Below are 10,888 nucleotides of genomic sequence, written 5' to 3'. Positions count from 1 at the left end.
CAGGGCGGCCCGGTGATCCGGGTCGCCCTTCTTGTTGCGTTCGACGGCGGCGGGAATGCAATCCGGCGCCGCGCCCGGTGCTTCAGCGTGCCGGCAGCAGCGCCTGGAGCTGCGATTCCAGTTCCTGCTGGCGCCAGCCGGCCAGTGCGGCCGGCCACTGGCGGCGTTCCAGATAGCTTTCCAGGTGCTTGCGTGAGGCCAATACGCCATCCGGCAGGCCCAGTTCGCGGCTGCGCTCGGCAACCGCGTCCTGCAGCTTCTTCAGTGCCTGCTTGTTGCTGTCGTTGGCCGGCAGCGCCAGCGGTGCTTCGGCCTCATCGGCCAGCGGCGTATCCAGCGCCTGCCACACAGCGCCCGCGAGCTTGCGCGGTGCCTTCGGGAACTGTTCGAACAGCTTGCCCAGTGCGGCGGCATCGGCCGGTGGCGTGCGTGCCAGCGTGGCGGCCAGTTCGTTGTCCAGGATCCAGCTGCGCGGGCGGTCGCTGCTGCGTGCCTGCACATCGCGCCAGCGCAGCAGACGCAGCAGCCGATGCTGTGCGGCCGTGTCGAGGAACTGCGCCGAGCGCATCGCCAGGTGCGGCCAACGGTCTTCGTCATTGGCGACGCTGGCCAGCAGGCGCTCGCCGTCGTCGTGCAGCCACTGCTGGCGGCCCAGCGCCTGCAACCTGGCATCGATGGCGTCATGCAGCGCGAACAGGTGCTCGACATCGTCGGCGGCGTACTGCAGCTGCGACTCGGACAACGGGCGGCGCATCCAGTCCGAACGGGTTTCGCCCTTGGCCAGCGCCACGCCGGTGATTTCCGCGACCAGCTTCTGGTAGCCCATACCGCCACCGATGCCGGCCAGCGAGGCGCCGATCTGGGTGTCGAACAGCGGACGTGGCAACACGCCGCAGGCCCACTTGAAGGCGACCAGGTCTTCGCTGGCGCTGTGCATCACCTTGACGATCGATTCATCGGCCAGCCACGGCGCCAGCGCCTCGGTCATGCCGGGAATCAGGGGGTCGATCAGCAGGATGTCCTGCCCGACCGCCATCTGCACCAAGGCCAACTGCGGCCAGAAGGTGCGTTCACGGATGAATTCGGTGTCCAGGCCGATGCGGGCCGGACGCTGCTGGAAGTACGGATCCAGCTCGGCGGGGGTGGTGATCCAGATTGCCACGGGTCAGGGCCTACTACTCGGGTTTGCTCAGGCAGGGGAGAATAGCCTAACGTCGGTCCGCATCCGTGCCGAAGGAGATCCTGCTTGCGTTTTCCGCTGTCGTCCGTGCTGTGCACCGCCCTGGCCCTGGCCGGCTGCACGCCGTCGCCCTCGGCGACGCCGGAGCCGGGACCGGCTGCTGGCGAACACGCACGGCCGCAGCAAGGCATGCAGGCGGACGCGACGCCGGAGGCGGCGCAGGGCAGCGTCACCATCGCCGGTGAGGATGCCGCCGAGGATGTGCAGCGGTGGACGCCACCGCGGGTCGATCGGCAGGGGCGCAGCCTGGCCCAGCTGCGTCGCGCGGCCGAGAAGGCGTTCGCCGAAGGGCGCCTGTACGAGGACGCCGACGCGGCGGTTCCGCTGTGGCTGGCGGTGCAGGAAGAAGACCCGGATGACCGCCAGGCCCGCAACGGCCTGCAGCGCGCCCGCCAGCGCCTTCAGCAGCAGGCCGATGCCCTGCTGGTCCGGCCGCTGCAGCAGCGCGAGGCGCTGGCCGAGGCCAGCCGCCAGGCACTGGTGCTGCTGACCCTGGCGCCGAAGGATGAGAAGGTTCGCGCGCTGCAGGGACGGGTGGAGCTCGCCCAGCGCGTGGTGGCCTACAACCGTGCCGGCGAGGAAGACCTGCGTTCGGGGCGGATCGGTGAGGACGGTGACGGCGCGATCGGCAACTTCCGTGAAGCGCTGGCCCTGGATGAACACAACAGCCGGGCACGGCAGGGCCTGGCGGCGGCCGAGAGTGGCCTGATCCGCCGTGCCGAGGACGCGGCGCGGGTGCGTGACTTTGCCAGCGCCGGCACCTGGCTGGCCGAGGCCAGCAAGGTCCGTGACTCATCACCGGCCATTGCCGATGCCTTCGAACGTATCGAACAGATCCGCGCGGCGGCACTGCTGCAGCTGCGCGATGATGGCCTTCGCGAACTGGCGACGCCACAGGGCCTGAAGCCGGCGCGCGAGAAGCTGGCCGAGGCCCTGCGCATCGCCTTGCCAGGGGATGCGGTGGTGGCCCAGTTGCGCGAACGCATCGACCTGGCCACCCATTACGGCAGCTTCCGTCCCGGGCAGGTGTTCAGCGACGCCATGCGCGATGGCGGGCGCGGCCCGCAGATGATCGTGGTGCCGCATGGTGGCTTCCAGATGGGCGCGGGTGATGCCGAGCCCGGTGCCAGCGATGCCGAGCGGCCCTCGCATTATGTGCGCTTCGACCGCGGGTTTGCGATGGCGATCACCGAGATCACGATCAGTGATTTCGAGCGCTATGTGAAGTCGACCAATGCGCGGCCGCGTGCGACCCGGCGCGGCCACTCGGTGGTCTATGACGAGCGCAGCGGCAATTTCATCCGCCGCAGCGGTGTGGACTGGCGTTCCGATTACGATGGCGCGCGCGCACTGGGCAATTCGCCGGTGATGCATGTGAGCGTGCGTGATGCCGAAAACTACGCGGCGTGGCTGTCCGAGCAGACAGGACGCAGCTACCGGCTGCCGAGCGAGGCCGAATTCGAGTACGCGCTGCGTGCCGGCAGCAGTGGCCGTTATCCGTGGGGCGACGCCGGCACGCCGCCGCCCGGCGCTGGCAACTTCACCGGCAGCAAGGATGTCTCGCCCTCGGGGCGGCACTGGCACAACGCCTTCGTCGGCTATGGCGATGGCTGGTGGGGGCCCGCGCCGGTGGCCAGTTTCCAGGCCAATGCCTTCGGCCTGCACGACATGGCTGGCAATCTCAGCGAGTGGGTGGCCGACTGCTGGCATGCCAGCTACCGGCGTGCGCCGTCCGATGGTGTCGCCTGGTTCAACCCGGGCTGCCGGTCGCGGGTGATCCGGGGCGGCAACTGGGCCAATGCGCCCGAGCAGACCCGTGCGGCCTGGCGGCAATCGCAGGACTCGGACACCACCAACGCGCGCATCGGCTTCCGTCTGGTGCGGGGCATCTGAGCATCGGGCTTCACCCGCTGCTGGCGTCCGCGCACTAAGATTGCGCCGTGCCCGCCGGCCGGCGGGGCCTGCTGGAAGACACCGATGCGCAACGATCCCTTTTCCCGCTCGCCGCAAGGCCCGCAGCGGCGCGGCCTGTTCGGCAACATCCGCTGGTGGGTGCTGCTGCTGGCAGCGGGCTATGCGGTGTTCTACTGGTTCTCCAATCGCACGGTCGATCCCTACACTGGCGAGAAGGTGATGATCGACAGCAGCCTGGATGCGCGCCAGGAGACCGCGCTCGGGCTGCAGGCCTACCAGCAGATCCTGTCGCAGGAACGGCCGATGGATCCGAATGCGCCGATCGCGCGTGATGTGCGCGACATCGCCCAGCGCCTGATCGCCAAGGTGGACGTGGTGGAGACCGCGCTGGCACAGGAGCACGGCGTGCAGCCGGCGCATTTCGCGCGGGATTTCCAGTGGGAAGTGAATGTGATCCCGTCCGAGCAGGCCAATGCGTTCTGCCTGCCGGGTGGCAAGATGGCGGTCTACACCGGCCTGGTGCCGGTGGCGCGTACGCGTGACGCGATGGCGGTGGTGATGGGCCATGAGATCGCCCATGCGCTTCTACGCCATGGTGCACAGCGGATGGCGCAGCAGAAGCTGACCCAGATCGGGCAGATGGCTGGTGCCGCCAGCGGCATGGATGCGCAGCAGCAACAGATGATGATGTCGGCGATGGGCTACGGCTACCTGCTGCCCTATGCGCGCAGCCACGAGACGCAGGCCGATGAAGTGGGGCTGATGCTGGCCGCAGCGGCCTGCTTCGATCCCCGCGAGGCGGTGCCGCTGTGGCAGCGCATGGGCCAGGCCAGTGGCGGCCAGGCGCCGCCGGAGTTCGCCTCCACCCACCCGAACCCGGGTACCCGCATCCAGAACCTGCAGGCGCTGATGCCGAAGGCGCTCGAGTACCGGCAGAAGTTCTGCGAGCAGGCGAAGTAGGGGGAGGGGCGGCAGGGCTTGCAGCCCTGCACCCGCGGTAGGTAGTGCCGGCCGCTGGCCGGCAGCAGCAACAGCGGAAGCGGGTTTCCTGGGGGTAGGCGGGGTGGGTCCGGTTGCGGGAGACGCCGTAAACCCTTCCATGGGGGCTTGGCCGCGGCATCCATGCCGCGGACACTCCCGCAACCGGACCCACCCCGCCTTCGACAGTTTGCTGCGGTCTGTCGGAAATGCTCTTGGGGTCAGATCCGTTTTCCGTAGGAAATCGGATCTGACCCCGAATTGATTCGCCATCTGGCAGAGATGCATTCACGCATGGCGTGGATCTACCGTGTCGACCAAGCTCGACACCTACCAACAGTCATCGGAATCTGTCAGAGGTGGGGCGGTGTGGCTGTGCAGTACCGTTGGCGCCATCGAGCCCCCAAGGGTGAGGGCGCTTTGCTTGCGAAGCACTGCTTCGCAAGCGCCCGAACGCACAGCCGCCGGCGGCTGGGCCGGACCGCGCAGCGGGGTTTACGGCGTGTCCTGCACAGCCACACCGCCCCGCCAAACCATCAGCAATCCAGAGCCGCTTTTGCTGTTGCTGTTGCTGTTGAGGTTGCCGGCCAGCGGCCGGCACTACCGCAGGTGCAGGGCGCAGCCCTGCCGAACGCCCCTTACTTGACCTGTACGTCGATCACGCCGTCGCCGACGCGGGCCTGCAGGGCGTCACCGGACTGTACCTGATCAAGCTTTCGCACCAGCGTACCGTCATCGCTGCGGGTCAGGATGCTGTAGCCACGCGCCACGGTCGCCAGCGGGCTGACTGCTTCAAGTGAACGCGCCAGTCCGCGCAGTCGCAGTGCATCGCGCTCCAGCAGGCGCTGCATCGCGGCCTGCGGCCGCCCGCGCAGGGCAGCCAGACGGCGCTGCATCGCATCGAGCTGGCGCTGCGGATGGTGCCCGCGCAGCACTGCCGCCGCATGACGCAGGCGCGCGGCGCGACGCTCCTGCTGCTGGTTGAACGCAGCATGCAGGCGCCGGCCCAGATCCAGCTGGCGTCGGCGCAACAAGTCCAGCCGCGCCTGCGGGCTCTGGGCGTTCAGGCGCAGCAGGGCGCGGTCGGCGCGCTGCATCGCCTGCTGCATCGCATGCCGTTGCAGCTGCACCATGCGCGCGGCCGTGCGGCGCAGGCGCAGGGCCAGTTCGCGCTGGTCGGGTACCAGCAGTTCAGCTGCCACCGAAGGCGTCGGCGCACGCAGGTCGGCGGCGAAGTCGCTGAGGCTGAAGTCGGTTTCGTGGCCGACCGCCGAAACCACTGGGGTGTCGCTGGCGGCGATCGCACGGGCCAGGGCTTCGTCATTGAAGGCCCACAGGTCTTCCAGCGAACCGCCGCCGCGGGTCAGCAGGATCACGTCGTAGCGACCACTGGCATCGGCCGCCTGCAGCAGGCGGGTGATCTGCGTGGCGGCGCTGCTGCCCTGCACCAGGGTCGGCAGCAGGTCGACTTCCAGCAGCGGGAAACGGCGGCCGAGCACGCTCAGCACATCGCGCACGGCGGCGCCGGTCGGCGAGGTGATCACTGCCAGACGTTGTACATGCGCCGGCAGTGGCCGTTTGCGCGCCGGGTCGAACAGGCCCTCGGCCTCCAGCCGTGCCTTCAGTTCCTCGAAGGCGCGGCGCAGTGCGCCTTCGCCCGCCTCTTCCATGTGGTCCAGCACCATCTGGTACTCGCCACGGGCGTCGTACAGGGTCACCTTGCCGCGCACCAGCACGCGCATGCCTTCGCGCGGCACGAACTTCAGGTACTGCGCCTTCATCCGGAACATTGCGGCACGCAGCTGCGCACGCGCGTCCTTCAGGGTGAAATACAGGTGACCGGAGGCAGGACGCGCCACGCTGCCCAGTTCGGCCTCGACCCAGATCGCCGGGAAACTGCCTTCCAGCAGGTCGCGGGCCAGGGTGTTGAGCTGGCTGGGGGTGAAAATGTCGTTGTTGCGTGGCTGCATGGGAACGGCGTGCTGCGGGTGGAGCGGGGGCTCAGGATCGCACGTCAGCGCGCCGTGTGCTGGCCCAGCGCCCACTGCACGTGTTCACGCACCAGCGGCGAGGGATCATCGACGCGGGTCTGCAACGCGGCCAATGCTTCGGCCGAGGACGGTGCGTTGCCCAGTGCCACGGCGATGTTGCGCAGCCAGCGCTCGTGCCCGCTGCGGCGGATCGGGCTGCCCTCGGTGCGGCGCAGGAACTCGGCCTCGTCCCAGGCGAACAGCTGGTCCAGGCGCGCGGTATCGAGGTTGTTGCGCGCGCGGAAATCGGCTTCGTCGGTGCGCTTGGCGAACTTGTTCCAGGGGCAGACCAGCTGGCAGTCGTCGCAGCCGTAGATGCGGTTGCCGATCAACGGACGCATGTCTTCGGGAATGGCGCCGTCGTGCTCGATGGTGAGGTAGGAAATGCAGCGCCGCGCGTCCAGCCGCTGCGGGCCGGTGATGGCCTGGGTCGGGCAGACATCGATGCAACGCGTGCAGGTGCCGCAGTGCGCCGTGGCCGGCGTGTCGATCGGCAACGGGATGTCGATGTAGATCTCGCCGATGAAGAACCATGAACCGCCATGGCGGTCGATCAGGCAGGTGTGCTTGCCGATCCAGCCGAGGCCGGCGTTGCGCGCCAGTGCGCGTTCCAGCACGGGGGCGGAATCGACGAACACGCGGTAGCCCAGTGGCGCTACTTCATCGTTGATCTGCGTCGCCAGCTTCTGCAGGCGGTTGCGCATCAGCTTGTGATAGTCGCGGCCCAGCGCGTAGCGCGCCACGTAGGCGCGGCCCGGGTCGGCCAGGGTCGCCCAGGCTTCGGTGTCGTCCTTGTGGCTGTAGTCCATGCCCACTGAAATCACGCGCACGGTGCCGGGCAGCAGCTCGGCCGGTCGCGCGCGCAAGGTGCCGTGGCGCGCCATCCAGTCCATCGTGCCGTACAGGCCCTGGCCCAGCCAGTCGGCCAGGTGCGCTTCATCCTCGCCCAGTTCGATACCAGCGATGCCGCAGCGCTGGAAGCCATGCGCACGCGCCAGTTCGCGGATGCGCTGCACGGCCTGGACCGGATCGACAGGGGTGGGGGCGGGGGACATGTGCACCAGTATAAAATCCCTGCATGGCCAACCTTGCCGATCTGTTCGATTCCGCTGCCGCGCGTGCGCTTGATGCGCAGGCCTCGGCGTTGGCCGCCGACGGCGGCTGGGGCCTGATGGCGCAGGCCGGCCAGGCCGCCTGGCAGTGCCTGCTGCAGCATTGGCCGCAGGCGCGGCGGATCGGCGTGGTGGTCGGCGCTGGCAACAATGGGGGCGATGGCCATGTGCTGGCCCGTCACGCGCTGCAGGCCGGGCGCGAGGTGACAGTGATCGCCCTGCCGGGCAGGCCGCCCTCGACCGCGCTGGCACAGCGTGCAGCATCTGAATTCAGGTCCGGCGGCGGCACCATCACCGATTTCGACGGCATGCTGCCCGAGGCCGACGTCTGGGTCGATGCCCTGTTCGGGCTGGGCTTTGATCGCGCGCCGGAGGGTACGGCGCAGGCGTTGATTACCGCGCTCAACGCGCAGACTGCGCCGGTGCTGGCGCTGGATGTTCCCAGTGGCGTCGATGCCGACCGTGGGGCGGTGCCGGGCGTAGCAGTGCGCGCTGCACTGACCCTGCAGTTCATCGTGGCGCATCGCGGGCTGTATTCCGGCGATGCGCTGGATCATTGCGGGCAGAAGGTCCTGGCGCCCCTGCTGTTGCCCGCGGCGGCCTGGCAAGGCGTGGTACCCGCTGCGGAGCACTGGACGCAGGTGCGGTTGCGGGCCCTGTTGCCACCGCGCCGCGCCAATACCCACAAGGGCGAATCCGGGCACGTGCTGTGCGTCGGCGGCGACCATGGCAGCGGCGGTGCCATCGCGATGGCGGCCGAAGCCGCCTTGCGCGCGGGTGCGGGGCTGTTGAGCCTGGGCACCCGCCGCGACCACGTCGGTCCACTGCTGGCCCGGTTGCCCGAGGCCATGACCCATGCACTGGAAGATGGCGATGTGCTGCCGGCGCTGCTGGACAAGGCGAAGGTGGTGGCGATCGGGCCCGGTCTGGGCCAGGACGAATGGGCACGCGCCTTGTTTGCGCGGGTGCTGGCCAGCAACAAGCCATTGGTGGTCGATGCCGATGCCCTGAACCTGCTGGCGCAGGATCCGCGCGCGTTGCCCGATGCCATTCTCACACCGCACCCGGGCGAGGCCGCGCGCCTGCTCGGCTGCAGCACGGCTGAAATCCAGGCCGACCGCTACACCTGTGCGCACATGCTGGCCGAGCGCTTCCATGCCGTGGTGGTGCTGAAGGGCGCTGGCAGCATCGTGGCAGCGCCTGGGCAAACGCCCCGGTTGATCGCTGCCGGTAACCCAGGGATGGCCGTGGGAGGCATGGGCGACCTGCTCACCGGCATCATCGCCAGCCTGCGCGCGCAGGGCCTTGCGGCCTTCGATGCCGCGGCCGCGGGCGCGCTGCTGCATGCGCTGGCGGGCGATGCAGCTGCCGCCGATGGCGCGCGCGGCCTGCTTCCTACTGATCTGCTGGCGCCGCTGCGGCGACTGGCCAACCCGGACCTCTCCCCATGACCGAATTCTTCCTTGCCGACAGCGACGCCACCGAACTGCTCGGGCAGTGGCTGGCGGCCACCCGGCCGCCGCAGGCGCTGATCGAACTGCGCGGCGTCCTGGGTGCCGGCAAGTCCACCACGGCCCGCGCGCTGCTGCGCGCGCTGGGCGTGCAGGGCGCGATCCGCAGCCCCACCTACACCCTGGTCGAGCGCTATCCGCTGGCCAGTGGCGGCGAGGCGTGGCACCTGGACCTGTATCGCATCGGCCAGGCCGGTGAGCTGGATTTCCTCGGCCTGGACGAGGGCAGCGCGGTGCTGTGGCTGGTCGAATGGCCGGAACGGGGCGCCGGCGCGCTGCCGCCGACCGACCTGGTGGTGGCGCTGGAGATCGAGGGGCAGGGACGACGCGTCCGTCTCACTGGGGCCAGCGACGCAGGACATGAATGGCTGGAACGGCTGCCGCAAGGGGGCGACTTGCAGGCCATTTCTGTCGGCTGACGAGAACAAAGACCGGCAGGTTACGGATTATTAAGGAAAAAGGTGTTGCATTCCGTTCAGCGCGGTGATTGAATCCTGAGCCATGCGCCCGGGGAACCGTCTCATCGCCATCTGTGCCGCCGTCGGACTGGGTCTGGCGAGCGTCAGTGCGTGGGCGGGTGAAGTCCGACAGGTCCTGCTGAACACCGGCGCTACCGGCACCCGTGCCGAGATCTCGCTGGTCGGCAGTGGCGGCTACAAGACCCTGTCGCTGGCCGGCCCGAACCGCCTGGTGGTCGATTTCCCCGACTCCAGCGCCATACGCAACCTGAAGATGCCGGCCGCGCAGGGCGTGGTCACGGCGGTGCGTACCGGACAGCCGGTCCCGGGCACGTTCCGCGTCGTTTTCGACCTCGCCGAATCGGTGGCGCCGTTCCGCCCGCAGATGCAGCGCGAGGGCAATGAATCCAAGCTGGTGATCGAATGGCCGGGCGATGGCCCGGCCGTGGCCAGCAGCCGCCCGGCGGCGACGCCAGCCGTGCAGCCGCAGGCGCCCGCGGCGGGAGCTGCACCTGTACCGACTCCGGCCGAGAGCGCGCAGTCGCGCACCGATGCCGCGCGTGCCACGGCCCTGCTGACCGCACAGGTACAGCAGCAGGCCAGCGCCACTGCCGCCGCACCGGCCACGCCGACCCCGGCACCGACCACCGCGCCGGCCCAGGTTGCTGCGGCCGGTGTCACCGCCAGCAGCACGCCGTCGTCCTCGCCGGCCGCGATCCTCGCCGGCCAGCGCACCGCAGCGGTGGTGACCACGCCGCCGGCCACCGTGCCTATACCGGCACCGACGCCGGTGGAACGGCCGCGTCCTGTCATGCCCAGCGATGCGTCGCGTATCCGCATGCAGGCCGGCATGCGCCACCTGGTGGTGGCGATCGATCCCGGACACGGCGGCCAGGACCCGGGTGCGATCGGCCCGACCGGCAAGCGCGAGAAGGATGTCACTCTGGCAGTGGCGCGCGAGCTGGCCCGCCAGGTCAACGCCACGCCAGGCCTGAAGGCCTACCTGACGCGCGACAGCGACGTGTTCATTCCGCTGCCGATGCGTGCGCAGAAGGCGCGCGCGAACAAGGCGGACATCTTCATCTCGATCCATGCCGACGCGGCCGAAAACCGCTCGGCCACGGGCTCATCGGTCTACGTGCTGTCGACCAAGGGCGCCTCTTCGCAGCGCGCCCGCTGGCTGGCGGACAAGGAAAACGCGGCCGACCTGGTCGGTGGCGTGCGCCTGCAGCAGACCGAAGGCACCCTGGCCAACGTGCTGCTGGACCTGGCGCAGAGCGGCTACATGAAGGCGTCCGAAGACGCGGCCGGCCACGTGCTGGGCGGCCTGAAGCGGATCGGCAACAACCACAAGCCGAACATCGAGCGCGCCAACTTCGCGGTGCTGCGCACCTCGGACATGCCGGCGATGCTGGTGGAAACCGCGTTCATCTCCAATCCGGATGAAGAGCGCCGCCTGATGGACCCGGCGTACCAGCGCAAGATCGCTGGCGCCGTGCTGGATGGCGTGCACACCTTCTTCAGCCGCCAGCCGCCGCCGGGGACGTTGTATGCGGCCCGCGCCCAGGCCGAGATCGACGCGGCCGGCACCATGGCCGGCGGCAGCAAGTAAGCCGCCGAAGGCGGGTTGCTGCTTTCCGTAGAG

Annotated in this window: 8 protein-coding genes; 5 read left to right on the top strand and 3 right to left on the bottom strand. The window is 69.3% G+C overall.

Annotated features, from left to right (window positions below; all coding sequences use genetic code 11):
• Positions 1-82 precede the first annotated feature (82 nt).
• Positions 83-1,162, bottom strand: coding sequence for a ribonuclease D (rnd, locus tag QP609_RS14355; protein WP_169410962.1), 1,080 nt, complete (start codon positions 1,160-1,162; stop codon positions 83-85).
• Positions 1,163-1,246: 84 nt separating this feature from the next.
• Here rnd and QP609_RS14350 point away from each other — a divergent pair, with 84 nt between their 5' ends.
• Together QP609_RS14350 and QP609_RS14345 are read left to right on the top strand one after the other, a co-directional pair.
• A complete protein-coding gene (locus tag QP609_RS14350) occupies positions 1,247-3,133 on the top strand; it encodes a formylglycine-generating enzyme family protein (protein WP_197621474.1) in 1,887 nt (628 codons plus the stop codon).
• Positions 3,134-3,217: 84 nt separating this feature from the next.
• Positions 3,218-4,114 (top strand): M48 family metallopeptidase, encoded by an 897-nt coding sequence (locus QP609_RS14345; RefSeq protein WP_005417787.1) that lies wholly within the window; start codon positions 3,218-3,220, stop codon positions 4,112-4,114.
• A 656-nt stretch (positions 4,115-4,770) separates the two neighbouring features.
• Here the strand turns inward: QP609_RS14345 and xseA are convergent.
• Positions 4,771-6,102 (bottom strand): exodeoxyribonuclease VII large subunit, encoded by a 1,332-nt coding sequence (gene xseA, locus QP609_RS14340; RefSeq protein ID WP_197621795.1) that lies wholly within the window; start codon positions 6,100-6,102, stop codon positions 4,771-4,773.
• Between the two features lie 44 nt (positions 6,103-6,146).
• On the bottom strand, positions 6,147-7,217 hold the full coding sequence (queG, locus tag QP609_RS14335) for a tRNA epoxyqueuosine(34) reductase QueG (protein ID WP_032956157.1): 1,071 nt from the start codon (positions 7,215-7,217) through the stop codon (positions 6,147-6,149).
• A gap of 23 nt (positions 7,218-7,240) precedes the next feature.
• Here queG and QP609_RS14330 point away from each other — a divergent pair, with 23 nt between their 5' ends.
• From QP609_RS14330 to QP609_RS14320, 3 genes are all read left to right on the top strand, one after another.
• Complete coding sequence (locus tag QP609_RS14330; protein ID WP_180834962.1) at positions 7,241-8,725, top strand: NAD(P)H-hydrate dehydratase; 1,485 nt, start codon at positions 7,241-7,243, stop codon at positions 8,723-8,725.
• A complete protein-coding gene (gene tsaE, locus QP609_RS14325) occupies positions 8,722-9,204 on the top strand; it encodes a tRNA (adenosine(37)-N6)-threonylcarbamoyltransferase complex ATPase subunit type 1 TsaE (RefSeq protein ID WP_197621794.1) in 483 nt (160 codons plus the stop codon). The genes QP609_RS14330 and tsaE overlap by 4 nt, the downstream gene beginning before the upstream one ends.
• A gap of 82 nt (positions 9,205-9,286) precedes the next feature.
• Positions 9,287-10,855: an N-acetylmuramoyl-L-alanine amidase gene (locus QP609_RS14320; RefSeq protein WP_197621793.1), complete on the top strand. Its 1,569-nt coding sequence runs from the start codon at positions 9,287-9,289 to the stop codon at positions 10,853-10,855.
• Positions 10,856-10,888 lie beyond the last annotated feature (33 nt).

The organism is Stenotrophomonas sp. 8(2023) (genome assembly GCF_030345295.1).
Taxonomy (GTDB): Bacteria; Pseudomonadota; Gammaproteobacteria; order Xanthomonadales; family Xanthomonadaceae; genus Stenotrophomonas; species Stenotrophomonas muris.
Note: the sequence above shows the minus strand (reverse complement) of the source record. Positions and strands in the feature narration are given on the sequence as shown.